The sequence below is a fragment of the Pseudomonas sp. EB271-G4-1 genome (genome assembly GCF_058791355.1).
Genome location: NZ_JBYTEO010000033.1, coordinates 48,743 through 69,674 on the forward strand (window position 1 = coordinate 48,743; position 20,932 = coordinate 69,674).

The following is a 20,932-nucleotide window of genomic DNA, read 5'->3' on the forward strand; positions in this document are numbered from 1 at the left end:
CCGGTTTGTTGGGGTTTCAGTGCAGCTTACTGCACTTCCACCGCCAGGCTTTCACTGATCTTTTGCTGCCAGATGGCAGGACCGGTGATGTGTACCGACTCGCCCTTGCTGTCGACTGCGACAGTCACTGGCATGTCTTTCACGTCGAACTCGTAGATCGCTTCCATGCCCAGTTCGGCGAATGCCACCACGCGGGATTTCTTGATCGCTTGCGCCACCAGGTAAGCCGCGCCGCCCACTGCCATCAGGTAAACGGCCTTGTGGTCCTTGATCGCGTCGATTGCGGTCGGGCCGCGCTCGGATTTGCCGATCATGCCCAGCAGGCCGGTTTGCTCGAGGATCTGACGGGTGAACTTGTCCATGCGCGTGGCGGTGGTCGGGCCAGCCGGGCCTACCACTTCTTCGCGCACCGGATCGACCGGGCCGACGTAATAGATGAAGCGACCCTTCAGGTCCACCGGCAGGGTTTCACCCTTGTTCAGCATCTCGACCATGCGCTTGTGCGCAGCGTCGCGACCGGTAAGCATCTTGCCGTTGAGCAGGACGGTTTCGCCCGGCTTCCAGCTCTGCACTTCTTCCGGGGTCAGGGTGTCGAGGTTGACGCGACGGGCCGACGGACCCGCTTCCCAGACGATTTCCGGGTAGGCGTCCAAAGGTGGTGCTTCCAGGGATGCCGGGCCAGAACCGTCGAGCACGAAGTGCGCGTGACGGGTAGCGGCGCAGTTCGGGATCATGCACACCGGCAACGAGGCGGCGTGGGTCGGGTAATCCATGATCTTCACGTCGAGCACGGTGGTCAGGCCGCCGAGGCCCTGGGCGCCGATGCCCAGCTGGTTGACCTTCTCGAACAGCTCCAGGCGCATTTCTTCGATGCGGTTCTGCGGGCCGCGGGCCTTAAGCTCGTGAATGTCGATGGACTCCATCAACACTTCCTTGGCCATCACCGCGGCTTTCTCGGCGGTGCCGCCGATGCCGATGCCGAGCATGCCCGGTGGGCACCAGCCGGCACCCATGGTCGGAACGGTCTTGAGCACCCAGTCGACGATCGAGTCGGACGGGTTGAGCATGGCCATTTTCGACTTGTTCTCGGAACCGCCACCCTTGGCTGCCACGTCCACTTCCACGGTGTTACCCGGAACGATGGAGTAGTGGATGACGGCCGGGGTGTTGTCCTTGGTGTTTTTACGAGCGCCCGCCGGGTCGGCGAGGATCGAGGCGCGCAGGACGTTTTCCGGCAGGTTGTAAGCCCGGCGCACGCCTTCGTTGATCATGTCGTCCAGGCCCATGGTGGCGCCATCCCAACGTACGTCCATGCCTACGCGAACGAAAACGGTGACGATGCCGGTGTCCTGGCAGATCGGGCGGTGGCCGGTGGCGCACATCCGCGAGTTGATCAGGATCTGCGCCATGGAGTCACGGGCCGCTGGCGATTCTTCGCGCAGGTAGGCTTCGTGCATCGCCTGGATGAAATCCACGGGGTGGTAATAGGAAATGAACTGCAGGGCGTCGGCAACGCTCTGAATCAGGTCGTCTTGCTTGATCACGGTCATGAGTCGCGCTCCTCTAAAAGACGGGAACATTCAATAAGGTGCTTGCAGCTTGGGTACTTCGGTCGGTTGCAAGCACCTTTCAAGGCACGCCGGGCATGCTGGCGCGACGCTAAAAAGGCGCGGCAGTATACCGCGCATCAAAGGCAGGTACACGCGCCGGCGGTCAAACCTTGGTCTGATTGTCGTGCCCGATCCCCGTAGGAGCTGTCGAAGGCTGCGATCTTTTGATTTTGTTTTTAAGATCAAGATCAAAAGATCGCAGCCTGCGGCAGCTCACAGTGAAATTGTGTCACCCGAAAATTGAATGGTTATTTATCGGCCGCACCACTAAAGTGACATTCGGTCTGTAGAGTAGGACGCTCTGTCAGTCTCCTTTCATAGGGTGAGTCAACGATTGACCCATAACGCCATCCAGCGCCTGTTGCTCAAACGTTTTTCCCTCGCAGCCGGCACCTACGCCCTGGCCCTGCTACTGCTGTGGCTGGCGTTTTTTACCGGCCACTACGATGAGTCGCTGGCCAACGTCGCCGTCGGCAGTGGGCTGGTGGTCATCAGCCAGGCGGCGTTGTTCGTAGTGTTTTACAGCGGCTGCAACCTGCGTTTTTCCGACCCCAGCCTGACCGAGACGCAGGTGCTGCTGGGGCTGGGTTGGCAAACCTGGCTGATTGCCAATCTGGATGAGGCTCGTGGCGCGTTTCTGGTGTTCTACGTGCTGATTCTGTTGTTCGGGCTGTTTCATCTGTCGCGCCGTGCATTTGCGCGCTGTGCGTTGCTGGTCTTTTTCAGTTTCAGCGCGATCATGCTGTGGGAGGGCTACCACTTCCAGCTGGCCGACCCGGCGCTGGCCGCATTGCAGGTATGCGTACTGTTCATCGTGCTGGTCTGGCTTGAACTGTACGCCCGTTACGTCCAGGCCTCCCGCCTGCGCATGCGTCAACGCCGCTTCGCCTTGCAGGCGCACCAGGACACGTTGCGCGGGATGATGCGCCAGCTCGAGGACCTGGTCGCTACCGACGAGTTGACCGGACTGTTCAATCGCCGGCATTTCCTGCGCCTGGCTTCACGCGAACTCAAGGCCATGGACGCCAGCGTCGTGCATGGCCTGGCGCTGATCGACCTCGATCACTTCAAGCGCATCAACGATATTCACGGCCATGCGGCTGGCGATCAGGTATTGCAGGCATTTGCCGGCGTGGCGTCGGCCTGCCTGCGCGACGGTGATGTCCTGGCGCGCTACGGCGGAGAAGAGTTTGTGGTGTTGCTGCCTGATTGCGATGCCGGTCGATTGACCGCTTGTTGCGAGCGGCTGCGCCTCGCCTTTATCGATGTCGAGCTGATCGGCTTGAAAGTCGGCAGTCTCAGCCTGTCCGCCGGCATGACCCTGCTGTTACCGGGTGATGATCTTGACGAGGCCTTGCAGCGGGCTGACCAGGCGCTTTATCGGGCCAAACGTGACGGCCGCAACCGTTGCGCTGCAGCATGGGAAAACGTCGATGCCTGAGTTGCGCGTCGGTGACCGCCAATGGTCGGTGCCAGTTGGCAGTAATCTGCTTGATGCCCTGAATCAGAACGGCGTGTCGGTGCCTTACAGCTGTCGTGCCGGCAGTTGCCATGCGTGCCTGGTGCAATGCGTGCAAGGGCTGCCGAGCGACAGCCGGCCCGATGCCTTGAGTGCGCAGCAGCGCCAGCAAGGCTGGCGGCTGGCATGCCAGTGCCAGGTGGTCGAGGATTTGCAAGTGCACACCTTCGACCCGCAGCAGGATGGCAGCCCGGCCGAAGTCGCGGCCGTCGATTGGTTGAGCGCCAGCGTATTGCGCTTGCGCCTCACCCCGCAGCGTCCATTGCGCTATAGCGCAGGTCAGCATCTGGTGTTGTGGGCCGGTAATGTGGCGCGGCCGTATTCCCTCGCCAGCCTGCCGGAGGAAGACCGCTTCCTGGAGTTCCACCTCGATTGCCGCCTGCCAGGTGAATTCAGTGACGCGGCGCGTCAGCTGAGCATTGGCGATCCAGTCCGCCTCGGCGAGTTGCGGGGCGGGGCATTGCATTACGACCCGGACTGGCATGCCCGGCCGTTGTGGCTAATGGCCGCCGGCACCGGCCTGGGACCATTGTTTGGCGTGTTGCGCGAAGCATTGCGTCAGGATCATCAGGGTGCCATCCGTGTGATTCACCTGGCCCATGATGCCAATGAGCATTATCTGGCCAAACCCCTGCAAGCCATGGCAGCCAGTCGTCCGAACCTCAGTATCGAGCTCTGGACCCCAGCCGGGTTGCCAGCGGCATTGGCGCAAATGCGCCTTGTCTCTCGGCAAACCCTCGCCTTGGTCTGTGGAGCCCCCGATAGCGTTGACGCCTTCGCCCGGCGCCTGTACCTGGCAGGACTGCCGCGTAATCAACTGCTGGCCGACGTGTTCCTGCCCCGTGGTTGAGATGATACAGCTCAAGGCAATGGCGGCATTGAACCCAAAAAAGATCGCAGCCTGCGGCAGCTCCTACAATGGAATGCGTTCCCTGTAGGAGCTGCCGCAGGCTGCGATCTTTTAATCTTCAAAACAAAAAAGCCCCGCCATTCACATGGCAGGGCTTTCGTTTTTCAGCGAGCGGTCACTCAGACCATCGGATCGCCAACGTGCAGGATCTTCATGCCGTTGGTGCCACCGGTGGTGTGGTAGCTGTCGCCCTTGGTCAGGATGACCCAGTCGCCTTTCTGTACGACGCCGCGCTTGACCAGTTCGTCGATCGCCTTCTGGCTGACTTCGTTCGGTGCCAGCGAAGCCGGATCGAATGGAATGGTGTACACGCCACGGAACAGCGCCGCGCGCGCCTGGGCTTCACGGTGTGGAGTGAACGCATAGATCGGCACCGAGGAACGGATGCGCGACATGATCAGCGGGGTGTAGCCACTTTCGGTCAGGGCGATGATCGCCTTCACGCCCGGGAAGTGGTTGGCGGTGTACATGGTGGCCAGGGCGATGCTCTCGTCGCAGCGCTGGAACTCCTTGCCAATGCGGTGGCTGGAGGTCTTGCTGGTTGGGTGCTTTTCAGCGCCAACGCAGATTCGCGCCATTGCTTGCACAGCTTCCAGCGGGTACAGGCCGGCGGCACTTTCGGCCGAGAGCATCACGGCGTCGGTGTAGTCGAGCACGGCGTTGGCTACGTCGGACACTTCGGCGCGGGTCGGCATCGGGTTCTGGATCATCGACTCCATCATCTGGGTCGCCACGATCACGGCCTTGTTGTGGCGGCGCGCGTGCAGAATGATTTTCTTCTGGATGCCCACCAGTTCGGCGTCGCCGATTTCCACGCCCAGGTCACCACGGGCCACCATTACGGCGTCGGAGGCATTGATCAGGCCGTCGAGGGTTTCGTCGTCGGCTACGGCTTCGGCACGTTCGATCTTCGCCACCAGCCAGGCGGTACCGCCGGCTTCGTCGCGCAGTTGACGGGCGTATTCCATGTCGGCGGCGTCGCGCGGGAAGGACACGGCGAGGTAGTCGACCTGCATTTCGGCAGCGAGCTTGATGTCTGCCTTGTCTTTCTCGGTCAGGGCCGGTGCCGTCAGGCCACCACCGCGACGGTTGATGCCTTTATGGTCTGACAGCGGGCCGCCGATGGTCACGGTGCAGTTCAATTCGGTAGCGGTGGCGGTGTCGACGCGCATCACCACGCGGCCGTCGTCGAGCAGCAGCTCGTCACCTACACCGCAGTCCTTGACCAGGTCCGGGTAGTCGATGCCGACCACTTGCTGGTTGCCTTCGGTCAGGGGATGGCTGGTGGAGAAGGTGAATTGATCACCGATCTTCAGCTCGATCTTCTTGTTGGCGAATTTGGCGATACGGATTTTCGGGCCTTGCAGGTCACCCAGCAGGGCAACGAAGCGGCCGTGCTTGGCAGCGAGGTCACGCACCAGCTTCGCGCGAGCCTTGTGCTCGTCGGGGGTGCCGTGGGAGAAGTTCAGGCGGGCTACGTCCAGGCCAGCCAGGATCAGCTGTTCGAGAACTTCCGGCGAGTTACTGGCCGGGCCAAGGGTGGCGACGATTTTGGTACGACGGACGGACATGCAAAGACTCCTGAGTTCAAGCGCTGAGTGAGGCTACTATGCTCTTGGGGTGTAGTCATTGTTCATGTGCACTACTTATTCGTTTGATTCTTTGAATGAACACTTTTGCTGACCTGCCACCTGAAGATTTTCGTCCACGGGTCGATACAGAGCTCAAGTCAGGAGAACTCCCATGCGATTCGTGCTCATAGCCGTCCTTGCCCTCAGTGTCGTGGGCTGCACCCGTTGGTCGATGAACCACCATTTGAACCTTGCCTATAGCGCCTATGACCGTGGTAATTGCGAGCAAGTGACGCTCGAGCTTTCCAAAGTTGAACGCGCCAGCCGGGCGCGGCCTTATGTGTGGCCAGAAGTGTCAATGTTGCGCGGTTTGTGCCTGGAACGGCAAAAACTGTTTGTCGATGCGGCGCAAACCTACCAGTTCATCATTGCTTCGTATCCGCAAAGCGAATACGCGTATCGCGCCCAGGCTCGCCTGGAAACCTTGCAAGCACTCAATCACTACCCGCTGCGAAGTTCGGCGACGGTACGTCCAACCCGCTTCTGATTACGTTTCTCATCTGGTGGCTGGCTCGCCGGCGACGGTGAGCTATAGTCGAATAGATCGGTTTGGAGCCTTGTCTGCAAACCGACGTAACACCTGTGATCGGCAGGAGTAAGCGGCAGCGGTTCATGGACTGTCGCACCAGGATCGGGGAGAGCGCGCCCATCGCCTGTCTATCAGGCCGGCCCGTTCCGAAGCATTAGTGCGGCCCTGCTTAAGGGCCTGGCAAAGCGAATTCAGCATGTTCACTGACCGCCGGATCGAGCGGCATCAACTGCCGTATTTTCTGAAAGTGTTCAACCGCATTACCGACAAGCCGATTGGCTATCTCGGCAACGTCTCCGAAGACGGGCTGATGCTTATCAGTCAGTTGCCGATGATGATCGGCGTGGATTTCGATTTGCGCCTGAAAATCCCCGCGAGCGGCGGGTGCATGCAGGTCATCGATCTGCGGGCGTGTTGCCTGTGGTGTCATGAAGACGCAACTCCTCACTACTATGACGCCGGGTTCAGCCTGCAACGGGCACCCCCGGAGTATGGGCAACTGGTGGAGGCATTGAGGCAGTACTTCAGTTTTCAGCCGTTGCCGGCGTCTGCCTGATGCCGCATGGGTTGCGCTTGGAGCGTTGTTAAATCGTCCCTGCTTTTTTCCAGCTCAAGTACCGGGTGACCAACTCGGGGCCCAACGCCTCGGGTTGCCCATCCACTACCGGTACTCCGTGGGCGATCAAGCGCTCACGGAGTGCTGCGCGCGAATTCAGGTATTCGACCGTCCCGCAATAGGCCAACGCCTCTGACAAAGTTTGCACCGGCAATAGTCGCGTCGTATCCAGGACGCTCTCACGCAAGCTTGCGACCAACACCTGGTGCTGCTTGCTCAAGCGCTTGACGGCAGTCAGCAGTTCATCATCGTCTTCATCGCGCAGGTTGGTGACCAGCAGCACCAGCGCCCGCCGTTTCTGCCGGGACAGCAGTTGGCTGGCAGCGGCTTGATAATCGGCGCTACGTTGAGTGCTGTTCAGATCGTAGACCGAGTTGAGCACCACGTTGAGCTGGCCAGCGCCTTTCACCGGGGCGAGGAAGCGCGGATGATCACTGGCAAAGGTGCAGAGGCCTACCGCATCCCCTTGGCGCAGCGCGACGTAGCTCAACAACAGGCAGGCATTGAGCGCATGATCGAAATGCGCCAGCTCGCCGTCCTGGCTGCGCATGCGTCGACCGCAATCGAGCATGAAGATGATCTGTTGGTCACGCTCGTCCTGGTACTCCCGGGCAATGGGTGTGCGTTGGCGGGCAGTGGCTTTCCAGTCGATCTGGCGCAGGCTGTCGCCTTCGCGAAATTCCCTTAGCTGATGAAACTCCAGGCCCAGGCCACGTCGTTGGCGCTGGCGAACACCGAGTTGGCTGAGCCAGTTGTCCACCGCCAACAGTTGGCCGCCGTAGAGTCGGGCGAAGTCGGGATAGACGCGGGTGCTGTCAATCACGCTCAGCAGGCGTTTGCCGTGCCATAGCCCCAATGGGCTGGGCAGGCTGATTTCGCAGTTCTCGAAGCTGAAGTGGCCGCGTTTGAGCGGGCGCAGGCGATAGTCGACGTCGCTGTGCTGGCCGGGTTGAAGTTCCACCGACAGCGGCAGGTTTTCGAAGCTCAGGCCGTCGGGTACGTGGTCGTAGACCTGGATGTTCAGTAGCAGGGGAAAATCGTGCTCGACCTGCAGTCGCACGACACTCCAACGGCCGAGGGCCAGGCTGCCGGGCAGTTGACGTTGTACCCGGGGCGACGGCAGGCGGTTGAGACGGATGGCGTCGATTATTGCCAGGGCCAAGAGAGCCAGGAGCAAGCCCCAGTTGATCGAGAACAGCGTTGATGGAACCGCGATGTCCAATGCGTGCAATGTGCCCAGAATGAGACCGATGCCCAGCAAGGTCGCAAGCCAGGCCAGTAGCAGGCGCGAGGGTTTCACAGCCGTGGCGCCGGTACTTGGTCGAGCAGTTGCCGCAACACCTGATCGACGTCCAGCCCTTCGATATCCAGTTCCGGCGCTATGCGCACACGATGGCGCAGAACGGCCAGGGCGCAGCCTTTTATGTCGTCAGGGATCACAAACTCGCCACCGCGCAACAACGCCCGCGCCCTTGCGCAGCGCACCAGCGCAATGGATGCACGAGGCCCGGCACCGAGGGTCAGGCCGGGCCAACTGCGGGTGGTGCGAGCCAGGCGTACGGCGTAGTCGAGGACCTGGTCGTCCAGCGGCAAATCGCTGGCAATGCGCTGCAAGGCCAGGACCTCCCTGGCTTGCAGCACCGTGCGCAGCGGTTGGACATCGAGCATGTCGGCCCGGGTCGAGCGGCTGACCTGGCGCACCATGTCCAACTCCTGCTCCACGTCAGGGTAGTCCATGCGCACCTTGAGCATGAAGCGATCGAGTTCGGCTTCCGGCAACGGGTAAGTGCCTTCCTGTTCGATGGGGTTTTGCGTGGCGAGCACCATGAATGGCTGCGCGATGGGCAGGGCGCGGCCTTCGAGGGTCACTTGGCGTTCCTGCATGGCTTCGAGCAGTGCGGCCTGGGTTTTTGCCGGGGCCCGGTTGATCTCGTCGGCGAGCAACAGGTTGGTGAACAACGGTCCCTTGCGCAGCTTGAATTGCTCGGTCTGCATGTCGTACACCGCATGCCCGGTGACATCGCTTGGCATCAGGTCCGGCGTGAACTGGATACGCGCGAATTCGCCGCCGAAACAACGTGCCAGCGCCCTGACCAACAGCGTCTTGCCCAGCCCCGGCACGCCTTCGAGCAATACGTGGCCGCCAGCGAGCAGGGCGGTGAGAACGTCGTCGATGACGGTGTCCTGGCCGATCACGGCTTTTTGCAATTCATGGCGCACCGCCTGGGCCAACTGGCAGGCACGCTGGCGTTGCCGGATGGCGTGGTCGATTGCATCGGGCTCGATCGGTTGACTCATAACGCATTCCTCAAGGTTTGCAGGTGGGCGACCTGGCGGCTGAATTCAGCACTGGAAAACCGCTGTTTCGACCGCGGGCCCATGGCTTGGCTGATCGCGTCTGCGGGCTGGCCGCTCAGACGGGCGAGCACCCGCCATTGTTCGGCGACATCGAGTTGTTCATAGCCAGGATGACGATGTCTCACGCGGCGCAGTATGTCTTGCTGCAAGGCCTGCAACAGGCTGTCCTGGCCGTTGTGTCGCAACATGAAATCGGCGCTGGCGCGCAGGTGTTCCTGCAATTGGCGGCGAGCTTTGGTTTGCGGTTGCAGCAGTGGCCCATGGCGCACGCCGAAGTGCCAGCAACCCAGGCCGATCAGGGCGGCCAAGGCGACCAACGCCTGGGGGAAATGGCGTAGCAGCAGTGTCAGCAGGCTGTCGTGCTCGGTATTGAACAGCAGGGTCACGCTGGTATCGGCGGTCAGGTACCAGAGCAGCCAGGCGTTGTCGTATTGATCGATGGCCGGGGTTTTCCACAGGTCGGCGTCGGTCACCACAATGATCGAGCCAAGCCCGTGGTTCAGTTGCATCATATGGGTTGCCTTGGCACTGTTGGCCCAGGCCTTGGCGAGGTTTTTCGGGTCTTCGAGATGGAACGTGGTATCGAAGCCGGCGTAGGCCGGTGCGTCTTCATCTTCCAGATAGAGTTTGGTCAGTTGCGGGTAGGGATCATCCGGGGTGTCGGGCGGTGGGTCCTTGAGGTCTTTGCTCAGCGACTGTTGCAGTTGCACCCGATCCAGCAACAGGTCATTGCTTTGCCCGGTCTTTTCATCCCACAGCGACTGGGCAACGAACAGCAGGCGCCCGCCGGCTTGGGCCCAGTCCAGCACCTGATCGATCTGCCTGGGCGTCATGTTGTAGCGATCGCCTAGCAACAACAGGCTGTGATGCTGCGGCGCCAGGGTTGGCAGGATATCGAGGCTGTTGGCATGGCTGACACTCAGGCCCTGCTTGCGCAAAAAAAACTCGGCGGCCAGGTACGGGTTGACCAGGGCTTCAGGCGCCGGGCCATGGTCGATTTCGACCGGATAGGGCGTTGCCTTCAGGTACAGATAAATCATCAACACGGCCAGCAGAACAGCGGTCATCGTGCTGATGAATGGCCAGGCGCGCCGGTTCAATGGGGGATTCCCGAGTCAAATACGCCACGCCAGCCGTTACACAGTTCGCGCTGAACATGCGCGGGTGGCAATTGGTGTCCATAGGCCATGTTTTGCCAGTGCACGGTCAGGTCTTTGCTGAAGGCCAGCAGGGCCGGGTGCTGTAGTTGTTCGATGCGTTCAAGCACCTGGCCTTCGGTGTCGGCGGCCTTGAGTGGCATGTCGAAATCGTGCAAGAGGCGGCTGAGCAGGGCGCGATAGAGCAAGCCAAGCGCTGCACGCGGATTGTTCTGCCAGAGGCTTTCGGCACTGGCAGCGATGTCGCAGGGCAGGGTCTCGCGGCTGAGGTCAAGACCAAATACCTGAGGGGCAGGCGGGTGGGGGGCTTTTTTAGCGGGACGCGGTCGACGGCTGACGAATGCCTGCAACCCCTCACGGTAGTACCAGATCAAGCCCCCGATGGCGGTGATCACGGCTGCCCACAGCACAACTTCGATCAGCGTGGCCAACGCGCCGAAGTCTCGGTTGTCAAACATCTGGAGCAGCGCCTTTAGCCATTGGGGTGTGTGGTCTTCATTCGCGCCTTGGTCCGCGGCCTGGTTTTCGCCGAATCGATAGCGGGTGACGGTTTCCCTGTTCTTGAACGGAGGCTGGTCGAGGATGGCCTTGATGCTGTCCCTGGACCCCTGGCTGGTCAATGGTTGCTGCAGCATGCGCGGACTGTCGGGCGTCGCAATGGCCGACTCGGACGCCCAAGCAGTGGGGGTGATCGGCAGCAGCAAGGTCGCCGCCAGCAACAGGGCAAGGGTTGCTCCGCTCAAACGATGGGACAGGCTGCGAAACACCAGCTCGATATCCCAGGCTTCGAGCGCGGTGCGTCGGTTCAGGTACAGGCTGAAGCCTGCGGCCACGTAGATCGGTTCCCAAACCACCAGCACCAGGACGTAGAAGCCGTTGGACAGGTGTTCCAGCCAATGCCAGTCCTGCGTCGCGGCGCTGATCAGCGACTGCCAGCTCCAGTCGAGGGCGACCTGTTGTGGCAACAGCAGATAGAACAGCACCATCAAACCGATCCATAACGCGCCTTCCAGGTGCGCACCTATCACGGTCAGCCAGCGTGCCGCGCTGGCGTCACGCTGCAACAACACTTGCAACCGCTGTTGGCGCGCATCACCGCTCAGGCCTTCGAGCTGTAACACGGGCAGCGTGAAGCTGCGACTCAGGCTCAGGCGTCGCCAGGTCAGGCTGGCCAGCAGTTGTGGCTTGAGCAACCGTGGCCACTGGTAAAGCGCCTGTTTGAGGGTGGGCGTTTCTGCAAAAATGGCTTTGGAAAGGATGTACAAGGGCAAGCGTTCAAACGCCGGTTTCAGCCACCAGAAGATGAACACGGCCAAGGTCGGCGAATCCCACAGCAACCAGGTGAGCACCGCGAAAACCGGCAAGGTGACAATCGCCCAACTGCTCATCAGCAGGCACCGGTGGCGCTGGCTCAACAGCACGCCGAGGTCCATGGCTTCCCAGGTCGATCTTGGGCGAATGACCACGGTGGTGTCACTCAGGCGCATGATGCGTCCGTCCGGCGAATATCAAGTAAATCGCCACCAGCACCCAGAGGGCCGCACCGACCAGGTATTTGGTCAGGGGTGCCGGTGTCGTCATCGACGACCAGTAGGCTTCTATAAATGCCGCAATCAGCAGAAATAACATGACGCCGCAAATCAGCAGAACGCTCTTGCGGGCCGCCAGGCGCAAGGCTTCGGCGCGGGGCAGGCGTCCCGGTGCAATCAACGCCCAACCCAGTTGCAGGCCTGCGGCACCCGCCAGGGCAATGGCCGTCAACTCAAGGGCACCGTGACCGACCACGAATGACCAGAAGCTTTGCCCGTAGCCGATATGCGTCAGGTGTCCGGCTACCGCGCCGATCATCAAGCCGTTGAAGACCAGGAAGAACGCGCTGCCCAGGCCGAACAGCAATCCGCTGGCGTAGGTCTGAAAGGCGATCCCGATGTTGTGCATGATGTAGTAGCCGAACATCGCCCAGTCTTCACTGGCTGCACGCTCCATCGAGCGTCCCAGGTGACCGGCATCGGGGTCGTACATGCTTTGCATGTCGCTGACCTGATCGGCCGGAATCAGGTTGTAGACCAGTTCCGGAAACAGATAAACCAGCCCCGCCATTGCGATCAGGCTGCCGAAAAACATCAGGCTGGCAGCGAGCACGAAGCGCCATTGTTCACGTACCAGCCGGGGGAAGCCCGCCAGGATGAAACCCAGTGCATGGGCTCCAAAATGGCTGCGATGTCGATAAAGCTGCTGATGCCCACGTAACACCTGTTGCTGCAATGAGTCATTCAGGAAACTGCTGTAACCGCGCTCGCGGGCCAGCGCCAGGTGTTGGCAGATGCGCCGATAATCGGCCAGGAAATTGTCGGCCCCTTTGGCTTTGCTGTCCCGCTCCAGCCTGTCCAGCAGGAGGGAGAACTGCTCCCATTCAGCCATATGTCGATGTTCGAAAAGGCTTTGTTTCATGTCGGACCCAACAAACCGTGGGCAATGCCGTTGAGTTCGGCCACGGCGCGGGAAGCCGGAACCTGCAAGGGGCGCGCGAGTATCGAGGCGAGCTCATTGACCCTGGCATCGGACAGTCCGGCCTGGCGTTCGGCAAAACCGAGGATGGCACGTTGCTCGGTCAGTGTCAGGGCAAAAGGAGGACGACGGGGTTGCGAGGGTGGGAGTTGGGGACGGGTAAGCGGCTGCTCGCGGTAGACCACCAGCGTGCCGGCGGCCAGGTCACCGAGGCGCTTGAAATTGGGGTGTTGCAGGCAACTGATAGCGCCGAGAAAGTAGCCAAACGGCAACATGTCGACAAATCGCAGCAGGTTGCGCAACAGTGACGCGGACCAGTCGATAGGCGTGCCATCGTCCTGTATGACCCGAAGACCCATCCATTGTTTGCCCGGTGAGCGCCCCTGGTTGAAGACTTCGAACAGCACCATGTACCACCAGCTTACGCCGAAGAGCAGGATCGAACCCAGCCCCGCACCGAGTTTTCCGAGCATTGCCAAAGCAATGAACATCAGGCCCAGGATCAACCCGCGTATCGCCAGGTCGATGGAAAACGCCAGTGCGCGCACCATCAAGCCGGCCGGTCGCAGCGGCAAGTCTATGCCTTCGGGCGTTTCCACCTGATACCGCGTGTCCACTGGTGGTGGCAGCGTTGCTTTCCGTGGCAGTGCTGTGGTGTCGAGCATGGGCAACCTGATGGTGTGGCCTGATCGGTTTGTCTCTTCACCGGATGCTAGCAGCCTCGCCGGAAAAAACGACATAACTATGTATTGCATATTGCGTGGCCAGGGATGATTCAATGGCACGATTGCTGGCCGGAGCGGGACGGGAACGCCTAGACTTCGCCAATCTTCAGTTCAGGAATAGCCCGTGACCTCCATCTTCTGGTACGACTACGAAACGACGGGTATCAATCCCCGTTGCGACCGCCCGCTGCAAATGGCGGGGTTGCGTACTGACTTCGAGCTCAATGAAGTCGACGAGCCTGTCAATCTCTTTTGCCGGCCCAGCGACGACATCCTGCCGCATCCCGCGGCTTGCGCAATCACCGGCATCACGCCCGCCCAACTGGCCGAGGACGGGTTGAGCGAAGCCGACTTCATGACCCGGGTGCATGCCCAACTGGCGGCGCCGGGTACTTGCGGCGCCGGGTACAACACCTTGCGCTTCGACGATGAGATGACCCGCTACAGCCTGTACCGCAATTTTTTCGACCCTTATGCACGGGAATGGCAGGGTGGTAACAGTCGCTGGGACCTGATCGATGTCGTTCGCGCAGCCTATGCCTTGCGCCCCGATGGCCTTGTCTGGCCGACAGACGAAGAAGGGCGAGTGACACTCAAGCTCGAACGCCTGACCGCCGCTAACGGGATCGATCATGGCAGCGCCCACGAAGCGCTGTCGGACGTTCGCGCCACGATTGCCCTGGCGCGCCTGATCCGGGAAAAACAGCCGAAGTTGTATGACTGGTTGTTTCAGCTTCGCAGTAAACAAAAGGTGCTGGACCAGGTGCGCTTGCTGCAACCGATGGTGCATGTTTCAGGGCGCTTTTCTGCGGCGCGCAACTATGTCGGCGTAGTGTTGCCCTTGGCCTGGCACCCACGCAATAAGAACGCACTGATTGTTTGCGACCTGCACCTCGACCCGCAGGGTTTGCTCGATCTCGATGCCGAAACCTTGCGCCAGCGTTTGTATACCCGCCGCGACGAGCTGACAGAAGGTGAATTACCCGTACCGCTCAAGCTTATCCACATCAATAAATGCCCCGTGGTCGCGCCTTTATCGGTTCTTCGTCCCGCAGATCAGTTGCGCTTGGGGATGGATGTTGCGCTCTATCAGCAACGTGCACTGCGGCTAAGTGACGCGCAGCAGGATTGGCAAGCTAAAGTTCTGGCGATTTATGCCCGGGAAGATTTTTCCTCGAGCGAGGATCCTGAGCAACAGTTATACAACGGATTTATCGGGGACCGTGATCGGCGTTTATGCGAGCAAGTCAGAACAGCCGACCCGCTGCAATTGGCGCAACAGCAATGGCCTTTCGATGATGAACGTTTGCCAGAGCTATTGTTTCGATATCGAGCACGTAACTTTCCCGATACCTTGAATCTCGACGAGCAAGAACGCTGGCGAATATTCTGTCAGAAACGTCTATCAGTCCCTGAATGGGGCGCGCCAAATACCCTGGATAGTTTTACAGAGGCGGCAGCCCAGTTGGCCCTTACAGCGACATCGTTGCAGCAGGCGGTTCTCAATGATTGGCGGGAATATGTTCAGGGTCTTCGCAATCGTTTGAATCTTTGAAATCGAAAATGCCCCGGGGCTAAACTCCGGGCATAAAAAAACGCCAGCGTATGCTGGCGTTTTTTTTGTCGCAATCGATCCGCGACAAGCGCGTGAGCTTAGCCCAGCAGGGTAGCCCAGCCTTCAACCACGTCACCGCCCCACTTGGCTTTCCACTCTTTCAGAGTTTTGTGGTTGCCACCTTTGGTCTCGATGACTTCGCCGTTGTGCGGGTTTTTGTATTGTTTAACTTTGCGAGCACGCTTGGTGCCAGTAGTTTTTACTGCACCGCCACGTGGCGCTTTGGTTTTGGCTTCTGGATCCAGCAGCGCGATGATGTCGCGCAGGGATTTGGAATATTCGCCCATCAGGGTGCGCAGTTTGCCTTCGAATTCCAGCTCAGTCTGCAGTTTGTCGTCTTGGGACAGATTCTTCAAACGGGCTTGCAGCTCTTTGATAGCTTCTTCGGTGGCGCGATATTCGTTGATCAAGGACATGATTACTACCTTATGTAGGGCGCTGGATGGCAGGTGACAGTGCGGCAATAATAGTCAGGCTGTTTCATCAAGTAAACATTAAACCTGAGTTTATTTAATTAAATTCCAGTGAGTTCAGCGCACATTGGAGGCGCAGTTAAATAACTCGCCACCTGTGCTACAGATATTTACAAATCAGTCCTGGTCGATAGCCAATTAGGGGCGTTCGCCTGGTGCTGCGCGAACGTTGGCGCAGGCCATTGGGGAAGGCGGCGTGTCATCAATACTGCAGTTTTGCTGCACAATCGCTAGAATGCCCGCCTTTGCGAAGTTCTGGAGTTTCCCCCTCATGCGCACTTTTCGGCTGGTGATTTCTTGCCCGGACCGCGTCGGCATCGTTGCCAAAGTCAGTAACTTTCTGGCGTCACATAACGGCTGGATCACTGAAGCGAGCCACCACTCGGACAATCTCAGTGGTTGGTTCTTCATGCGTCACGAAATTCGTGCCGACTCGCTGCCTTTCGGGATCGAAGCCTTGCGCGAAGCCTTTGCGCCGATTGCCGAAGAGTTTTCGATGGACTGGCGTATTACCGATACCGAGCAGAAAAAGCGCGTCGTGTTGATGGCCAGCCGCGAGTCTCACTGCCTCGCCGACTTGCTGCATCGCTGGCACAGCGATGAACTGGATTGTGAAATCGCCTGCGTGATTTCCAACCACGACGACCTGCGCAGCATGGTCGAATGGCACGGCATTCCCTACTACCACGTACCGGTTAATCCCCAGGACAAGGAGCCGGCATTTGCCGAGGTCTCGCGCCTGGTCAAGCAGCATGATGCTGAAGTGGTCGTATTGGCCCGCTACATGCAAATCCTGCCGCCTGAGCTGTGCCGGGAATATGCGCACAAGGTCATCAACATCCACCACAGCTTCCTGCCGTCGTTCGTCGGTGCCAAGCCGTACCACCAGGCTTCCCTGCGCGGTGTAAAGCTGATCGGCGCTACTTGCCACTATGTGACTGAAGAGCTGGACGCCGGCCCGATCATCGAGCAGGACGTGGTGCGTGTCAGCCACAGCGACAGCATCGAAGACATGGTGCGCTTCGGTCGAGATGTCGAGAAAATGGTGCTGGCCCGTGGCCTGCGTTACCACCTGGAAGACCGGGTACTGGTACACGGCAACAAAACCGTGGTGTTCTGACCGCTGCACGACAGGGTTGAAATTCGAAGGGCCTGGGCGTTCAATCGCACAGGCCCTTCGCCGTTTCTGCACCGAGGACATGAGCATGGCCGATCCACTGGACAAAGCCACCTCGAAGGCACCCGCCACCTTGGGTGAGGGTTGCTTGAGTCGGTACGACCCCGATGAACTGAGCCCTGAAGATGGCACGGAGTTTCCGGGGGCTGCCGAGTTGTGGGAGGCGTTGCAGCTAGAGCCTGGGCCTACGGATACACATTCTTCATAAGCTTCTTGAGCAATGGCCGGCCCAGCATCAGCAAGAACACCGGTCCACCCACCAGCAAGTAAAAATAATAGGTCACCGCCCGCCAGATCAGGATCGCGGCCGCCGCCGTGGATTTACCCACCATGGGCGCCAACAGTGCCGCTGACGTCAATTCAGCCGCCCCCGCACCGCCAGGCAGCAGGCTGAACTGCCCCGCACTCAATGAAACCATCTGGATCAGGAAGCTCCAGGCCCACTGCAAGTCCGCGCCGAGCCCGCGCAGCGCCAGGTACAACACGCTGTAACGCAAGATCCAATGCACGCACGTCAAGCCAAACACGGTGATCAATGTCTGCGGGGGTAACTTCAGGGTGTCGGTAAACGCCGCCAGGAAGTGCAGGAGTTTGCGTGCCCAACGCATGCGGGTCGAGGGCTCGACGTTGAGGCGTGCCAGCAGTCGGCCCCCCATACGGATTACCAGGCGGTGATAGCGCGCCACCACCACGCAACTGACCAGCCCACCAAACATCGAGAGGGCACTGATGATCAGCAACCACGCCATGTGCTGGCTGAGATGCTGGAACAGGGCGTAAATCAGAATGCCGGTCAATGCGCAGAGAAAAAACAATAGATCGCTCAATTGGTCCATGGCAAACACGGCGCTACCCCTGGCTGGTCGCACGCCATTGCGCGCCAGCAAGGCCATGATGGTCAGCGGCCCGCCGCTGCCTCCCGGCGTGGCGCAATAGGCAAATTCGGCGGCCATCACCACGCCAAGGCTCTTGACCGGGCTGACCTTGTCGCGCTGATCTCCCAGCAACAGGCGCAATCGCAGGGTATTGACCACCCAGCACAGCAAGATCATGCCGAGCATGACCAGCAAGCTGCTCAGTGGAAAGTCATTGAGCCGTGACCAGGTTTCGCTGCCGCCCAGGAGCCAGGGAATCAGTAACGCGGCAAGTAGACCGATGCACAGCAGGATCGAGCGGCTCATGCCGCACGCCCCATGCGCTGGCTTTGCAGGGCCAGCCAACGGGTCTTGGTCATGGGTACGCGGCCCTCATCGAGCAGGCGCTTGAGGGTTTGCAGCCAGTACGTACGCGAGAACTCATGACGCATGTCCACCGGGTGCAGGCCCAATCGAATTACCGGCGCCGATCGCCAGCGCTGTTCGAGTTGCTGGCTGACCAGTTTCGATACGCCACGCCGCCAGGCACTGCGTGCGCTCCAGACCAGTCCGGGGGCATCGATTGCAGTGAAATCAGGCAGGCGAAAAAGATGCCGGGCATCACTGGTGTAATCCAGCGGTAATTGGCGCAAGGCCTGGCGCGTGCCTTCGCTCATCAACCAGGCGGGAGCGACGAAACCCTGGAGCGGCCAATTGTTCCGTTGGAACATTTCAATGCCGGCGTGCAAGCGGTTGAGGGCGGCTTCGCGAGACAAACTGTAGAACTCGCCTTCATGGGTGTAGATCCGGCGCATGAACCAGTCATGGGGGTTGCTCGCCTTCGGCGCGTCATCGCAGTGAAAATAACCGTGCAGCACCAGTTCATCGCCGCGCTCGAGCCGTGCGCCGAGCTGACGACAAAATTGCGGTTGGGCTCGCAAGTCGTAGTGTTTGTGGAAATCCGGCACAACAAGCCAGGTGATCGGCACGCTGCCAAGCGCGTCGACGGCTTCGACAAAGGGCTGGTAATCGGCCCAGGTGGGTGGCGCGACATCGTGCAGTACCAGCAGCAGGCTCGGGGCGCTCATAGATTCAACCATTGGCGGCTCGCGGCCATTGGCTGCCGAGGACGGCGTGATAATGGCCGAGCAGGCTGTTGACCACTGCGTCCCAGGCGTAATACCGCTCGACATGGCGTCGGGCTTGCTGGCCGAGGGCTACGCTGCCCTGGCTGAACAGTTCGCGCACGGCGTTGGCCATGGCCAACGGATCGTTGGGGGCGCACAAGACGCCACATTGATCGGTGATGATTTCCTCAAAGGCGCCAGCAGCCACCGCCACGACGGGTATACCGCAGGCCATGGCTTCGAGGGTCACCAGGCCAAAGGTTTCCTGGTCACCGGCATGCAGCAACGCGTCGGCACTGGCCATCAGGCGGGCGACTTGGGTGGCAGGGCGGAACCCGTCGATGACCGTGACGTTTCCCGGCACAGAGGTCGGCATCGACGAACCGACCAGCAGCAAGTGATAGCGTCGGCCCAGGCGCTTCATGCATTCGAGCAGCACCGGCAGGTTTTTCTCCTTGGAACCGCGCCCCGCGAAGATCAATAGATGAGTGTTTTCGTCAAGGCCCAGGTCGGCCCGAAGGTCGCTGTCCCGTGCATCGGGATGAAACACCTGGAGATCGACCCCCAGGGGCTGCACGAAAACGTTCTTTACGCCAAGGCCGGTCAGTTTATCGGCCATGACCCTGCTCGGTGCCAGTACCCGGTCGAAGTTTCCGTAGAGCTTGCTGACATAGGCCTCGACGTTTGGCGTGACCCAATTGCCCATTCTATTGCGGGCTAGCAGTGGCAGGTCGGAGTGATAAAAGCCGATGACGGGCACATCCAGTTGGCGACGGGCGTCCAGGGCCGCCCAGGCGGTGAGGTAGGGGTCGCCGACTTCAATCAAATCGGGGTGCAGATCCTGCAGGACATTGCGCCAGGGCGCGAGACGCAGAGGGAAGCGATAGCCTTTGCCGAAAGGCAGGGCGGGAGCCGGAACCGTATAGATGCCATCCTGTTCGCTGAGAACGGCCCCCGGTATCAACACGCTGTGGCGGATACCGGGCCTGGTGCACAGGCGATGATGCTTGGCATCCAGATAAGTGCGTACGCCACCGCTGGCAGGGGCGTAGAACATGGTTATGTCAGCGATATGCACGATGAACATTCCTCCAGTCCGTTGTTCTCCTTGGTTGACCTTAATGAAGAATAGTTGTTCGGTCAGGATTTGGCGGGGATGGGGAGGGGCTGGAGAGGGGGTGGGGAGGGGGGTGGTGTATGGACGGATTGGTGTCAGGGTATTTCTCCTCGCGGGCGAGTCGGATCGCCGCCCGCGAAGAGGCCAGCTAAAACGCTAGATGCGGAAGCTGCCTACCAACTGCTTCAATCGCGCTGCCTGTTGCTCAAGGTCCGTACATGCGCGCAATGTTGACTGCAGGTTTTCCACACCTTCCTGGTTCAGGGTGTTGATTTCGGTGATGTCGACATTGATCGACTCGACCACGGCGGTCTGCTCCTCGGTGGCGGTTGCCACCGACTGGTTCATGCCGTCGATTTCGCCGATGCGTTGCGTCACGCTGCTCAGGCGCTCGCCAGCCAGGTTGGCAATTTCCACGCTGTCCTGACTGTGGCGCTGACTGTCGCTCATCGTGCTAACCGACTCGCGGGCGCCGACCTGCAGCTCTTCGATCATGGTCTGAACCTGCTGTGCCGATTCCTGGGTGCGATGCGCCAGGTTTCGCACTTCATCGGCCACCACGGCAAATCCACGCCCGGCTTCACCGGCCCGTGCCGCTTCGATGGCGGCATTGAGCGCCAGCAGGTTGGTTTGCTGGGAAATGCTGGTGATGACCTCAAGAATCTGACCAATGTTCACGGTTTTGCTGTTGAGCGATTCGATGTTGCTGCTCGAGGCGCTGAGCATGTTCGACAGTTGATTCATGGCGGCAATGCTGCGGTCTACCACTTGCTGGCCATCTTCGGCCAGGTTGCGGGCATCGCTGGCCTGGCTCGACGCTTGCGCGGCATTGCGGGCGATTTCCTGGGCGGCGGCACCGAGCTGGTTGATCGCCGCTGCCACGCTGCTGGTGCGCGACGCTTGCTGGTCGGAGTTGTACATCGACGAGTTCGAGGCGGCGACCACGCGTAATGCCACTTCGTTGACCTGGCCGGTGGCCGAGGACACTTCGCGGATCGATCCGTGG

20 protein-coding genes are annotated in these 20,932 nt (G+C 60.2%); 7 read left to right on the plus strand and 13 right to left on the minus strand.

Translation table 11 applies throughout. The features are described from left to right. Positions 1 to 26: 26 nt before the first annotated feature. Positions 27 to 1,550: a fumarate hydratase gene (locus AC3WWR_RS17665; RefSeq protein WP_008061943.1), complete on the minus strand. Its 1,524-nt coding sequence runs from the start codon at positions 1,548 to 1,550 to the stop codon at positions 27 to 29. A gap of 394 nt (positions 1,551 to 1,944) precedes the next feature. On the opposite strand from AC3WWR_RS17665, the gene AC3WWR_RS17670 reads away from it, so the two are divergent. Further along, positions 1,945 to 3,051, plus strand: coding sequence for a GGDEF domain-containing protein (locus AC3WWR_RS17670; RefSeq protein WP_033044972.1), 1,107 nt, complete (start codon positions 1,945 to 1,947; stop codon positions 3,049 to 3,051). Continuing rightward, positions 3,044 to 3,979 (plus strand): iron-sulfur-binding ferredoxin reductase, encoded by a 936-nt coding sequence (locus AC3WWR_RS17675; protein WP_020797865.1) that lies wholly within the window; start codon positions 3,044 to 3,046, stop codon positions 3,977 to 3,979. Before AC3WWR_RS17670 ends, AC3WWR_RS17675 begins: the two co-directional genes overlap by 8 nt. A 179-nt stretch (positions 3,980 to 4,158) precedes the next feature. On the opposite strand, the gene pyk is transcribed toward AC3WWR_RS17675, so the two are convergent. Continuing rightward, positions 4,159 to 5,610 carry a pyruvate kinase gene (gene pyk / locus AC3WWR_RS17680; RefSeq protein ID WP_020797866.1) on the minus strand — a complete coding sequence of 484 codons (1,452 nt, stop codon included), beginning with the start codon at positions 5,608 to 5,610 and terminating at the stop codon, positions 4,159 to 4,161. Positions 5,611 to 5,782: 172 nt separating this feature from the next. Between pyk and AC3WWR_RS17685 the strand changes: the two genes are divergently transcribed. Both AC3WWR_RS17685 and AC3WWR_RS17690 read left to right on the plus strand, forming a co-directional pair. After that, a complete protein-coding gene (locus tag AC3WWR_RS17685) occupies positions 5,783 to 6,157 on the plus strand; it encodes a tetratricopeptide repeat protein (protein WP_020797867.1) in 375 nt (124 codons plus the stop codon). A gap of 238 nt (positions 6,158 to 6,395) precedes the next feature. Then, positions 6,396 to 6,755, plus strand: coding sequence for a PilZ domain-containing protein (locus AC3WWR_RS17690; RefSeq protein ID WP_020797868.1), 360 nt, complete (start codon positions 6,396 to 6,398; stop codon positions 6,753 to 6,755). Between the two features lie 28 nt (positions 6,756 to 6,783). Here AC3WWR_RS17690 and AC3WWR_RS17695 read toward each other — a convergent pair whose 3' ends face one another. Genes AC3WWR_RS17695 through AC3WWR_RS17720 form a run of 6 tightly spaced genes read right to left on the minus strand, consistent with a single transcriptional unit; the run spans position 6,784 to position 13,503 of the window. Next, complete coding sequence (locus tag AC3WWR_RS17695; protein ID WP_033045369.1) at positions 6,784 to 8,115, minus strand: DUF58 domain-containing protein; 1,332 nt, start codon at positions 8,113 to 8,115, stop codon at positions 6,784 to 6,786. After that, a complete protein-coding gene (locus AC3WWR_RS17700) occupies positions 8,112 to 9,113 on the minus strand; it encodes an AAA family ATPase (protein WP_020797870.1) in 1,002 nt (333 codons plus the stop codon). The genes AC3WWR_RS17695 and AC3WWR_RS17700 overlap by 4 nt, the downstream gene beginning before the upstream one ends. After that, a complete protein-coding gene (locus AC3WWR_RS17705) occupies positions 9,110 to 10,273 on the minus strand; it encodes a DUF4350 domain-containing protein (RefSeq protein WP_020797871.1) in 1,164 nt (387 codons plus the stop codon). The genes AC3WWR_RS17700 and AC3WWR_RS17705 overlap by 4 nt, the downstream gene beginning before the upstream one ends. Continuing rightward, positions 10,270 to 11,817: a DUF4129 domain-containing protein gene (locus AC3WWR_RS17710; protein ID WP_033045368.1), complete on the minus strand. Its 1,548-nt coding sequence runs from the start codon at positions 11,815 to 11,817 to the stop codon at positions 10,270 to 10,272. The genes AC3WWR_RS17705 and AC3WWR_RS17710 overlap by 4 nt, the downstream gene beginning before the upstream one ends. Then, positions 11,804 to 12,781: a stage II sporulation protein M gene (locus AC3WWR_RS17715; protein ID WP_033045371.1), complete on the minus strand. Its 978-nt coding sequence runs from the start codon at positions 12,779 to 12,781 to the stop codon at positions 11,804 to 11,806. The genes AC3WWR_RS17710 and AC3WWR_RS17715 overlap by 14 nt, the downstream gene beginning before the upstream one ends. After that, the gene (locus AC3WWR_RS17720) at positions 12,778 to 13,503 is read right to left on the minus strand and encodes an RDD family protein (protein WP_033045367.1); all 726 of its coding nucleotides are present in this window, start codon (positions 13,501 to 13,503) and stop codon (positions 12,778 to 12,780) included. Before AC3WWR_RS17720 ends, AC3WWR_RS17715 begins: the two co-directional genes overlap by 4 nt. Positions 13,504 to 13,687: 184 nt before the next feature. On the opposite strand from AC3WWR_RS17720, the gene sbcB reads away from it, so the two are divergent. After that, complete coding sequence (gene sbcB / locus AC3WWR_RS17725; RefSeq protein WP_033045366.1) at positions 13,688 to 15,118, plus strand: exodeoxyribonuclease I; 1,431 nt, start codon at positions 13,688 to 13,690, stop codon at positions 15,116 to 15,118. A gap of 98 nt (positions 15,119 to 15,216) precedes the next feature. On the opposite strand, the gene mvaT is transcribed toward sbcB, so the two are convergent. Beyond that, complete coding sequence (gene mvaT / locus AC3WWR_RS17730) at positions 15,217 to 15,594, minus strand: histone-like nucleoid-structuring protein MvaT (RefSeq protein ID WP_008058684.1); 378 nt, start codon at positions 15,592 to 15,594, stop codon at positions 15,217 to 15,219. Between the two features lie 328 nt (positions 15,595 to 15,922). Here mvaT and purU point away from each other — a divergent pair, with 328 nt between their 5' ends. Beyond that, positions 15,923 to 16,771, plus strand: a complete 849-nt coding sequence (gene purU / locus AC3WWR_RS17735; protein ID WP_020797876.1) for a formyltetrahydrofolate deformylase — start codon at positions 15,923 to 15,925, stop codon at positions 16,769 to 16,771. A gap of 85 nt (positions 16,772 to 16,856) precedes the next feature. Further along, positions 16,857 to 17,036: a hypothetical protein gene (locus tag AC3WWR_RS17740; RefSeq protein ID WP_080725283.1), complete on the plus strand. Its 180-nt coding sequence runs from the start codon at positions 16,857 to 16,859 to the stop codon at positions 17,034 to 17,036. On the opposite strand, the gene gpgF is transcribed toward AC3WWR_RS17740, so the two are convergent. The 4 genes from gpgF to AC3WWR_RS17760 all read right to left on the minus strand — a co-directional run bounded on the left by gpgF (position 17,014) and on the right by AC3WWR_RS17760 (position 20,847). Then, complete coding sequence (gpgF, locus tag AC3WWR_RS17745) at positions 17,014 to 18,009, minus strand: glucosaminyl phosphatidylglycerol flippase (RefSeq protein WP_020797878.1); 996 nt, start codon at positions 18,007 to 18,009, stop codon at positions 17,014 to 17,016. The two genes, AC3WWR_RS17740 and gpgF, sit on opposite strands and share 23 nt — an antisense overlap. Next, positions 18,006 to 18,782 (minus strand): N-acetylglucosaminyl phosphatidylglycerol deacetylase, encoded by a 777-nt coding sequence (gene gpgD, locus AC3WWR_RS17750; RefSeq protein ID WP_033039762.1) that lies wholly within the window; start codon positions 18,780 to 18,782, stop codon positions 18,006 to 18,008. Before gpgD ends, gpgF begins: the two co-directional genes overlap by 4 nt. Then, the gene (gene gpgS, locus AC3WWR_RS17755; RefSeq protein ID WP_020797880.1) at positions 18,775 to 19,896 is read right to left on the minus strand and encodes an N-acetylglucosaminyl phosphatidylglycerol synthase; all 1,122 of its coding nucleotides are present in this window, start codon (positions 19,894 to 19,896) and stop codon (positions 18,775 to 18,777) included. The genes gpgD and gpgS overlap by 8 nt, the downstream gene beginning before the upstream one ends. Positions 19,897 to 20,082: 186 nt before the next feature. Then, on the minus strand, positions 20,083 to 20,847 hold the full coding sequence (locus AC3WWR_RS17760) for a methyl-accepting chemotaxis protein (protein ID WP_371106612.1): 765 nt from the start codon (positions 20,845 to 20,847) through the stop codon (positions 20,083 to 20,085). Positions 20,848 to 20,932: the final 85 nt, after the last annotated feature.

Bases quoted from the DNA above. Each gene is read 5' to 3' on its own strand.
- mvaT (WP_008058684.1), bottom strand. From the start codon at position 15,594: ATGTCCTTGATCAACGAATATCGCGCCACCGAAGAAGCTATCAAAGAG.
- AC3WWR_RS17720 (WP_033045367.1), bottom strand. From the start codon at position 13,503: ATGCTCGACACCACAGCACTGCCACGGAAAGCAACGCTGCCACCACCA.
- AC3WWR_RS17675 (WP_020797865.1), top strand. From the start codon at position 3,044: ATGCCTGAGTTGCGCGTCGGTGACCGCCAATGGTCGGTGCCAGTTGGC.
- AC3WWR_RS17760 (WP_371106612.1), bottom strand. From the start codon at position 20,847: ATGTACAACTCCGACCAGCAAGCGTCGCGCACCAGCAGCGTGGCAGCG.
- purU (WP_020797876.1), top strand. From the start codon at position 15,923: ATGCGCACTTTTCGGCTGGTGATTTCTTGCCCGGACCGCGTCGGCATC.
- gpgF (WP_020797878.1), bottom strand. From the start codon at position 18,009: ATGAGCCGCTCGATCCTGCTGTGCATCGGTCTACTTGCCGCGTTACTG.
- pyk (WP_020797866.1), bottom strand. From the start codon at position 5,610: ATGTCCGTCCGTCGTACCAAAATCGTCGCCACCCTTGGCCCGGCCAGT.
- gpgS (WP_020797880.1), bottom strand. From the start codon at position 19,896: ATGTTCATCGTGCATATCGCTGACATAACCATGTTCTACGCCCCTGCC.
- AC3WWR_RS17710 (WP_033045368.1), bottom strand. From the start codon at position 11,817: ATGCGCCTGAGTGACACCACCGTGGTCATTCGCCCAAGATCGACCTGG.
- AC3WWR_RS17690 (WP_020797868.1), top strand. From the start codon at position 6,396: ATGTTCACTGACCGCCGGATCGAGCGGCATCAACTGCCGTATTTTCTG.
- AC3WWR_RS17665 (WP_008061943.1), bottom strand. From the start codon at position 1,550: ATGACCGTGATCAAGCAAGACGACCTGATTCAGAGCGTTGCCGACGCC.
- AC3WWR_RS17700 (WP_020797870.1), bottom strand. From the start codon at position 9,113: ATGAGTCAACCGATCGAGCCCGATGCAATCGACCACGCCATCCGGCAA.
- AC3WWR_RS17740 (WP_080725283.1), top strand. From the start codon at position 16,857: ATGGCCGATCCACTGGACAAAGCCACCTCGAAGGCACCCGCCACCTTG.
- AC3WWR_RS17685 (WP_020797867.1), top strand. From the start codon at position 5,783: ATGCGATTCGTGCTCATAGCCGTCCTTGCCCTCAGTGTCGTGGGCTGC.
- AC3WWR_RS17715 (WP_033045371.1), bottom strand. From the start codon at position 12,781: ATGAAACAAAGCCTTTTCGAACATCGACATATGGCTGAATGGGAGCAG.
- gpgD (WP_033039762.1), bottom strand. From the start codon at position 18,782: ATGGTTGAATCTATGAGCGCCCCGAGCCTGCTGCTGGTACTGCACGAT.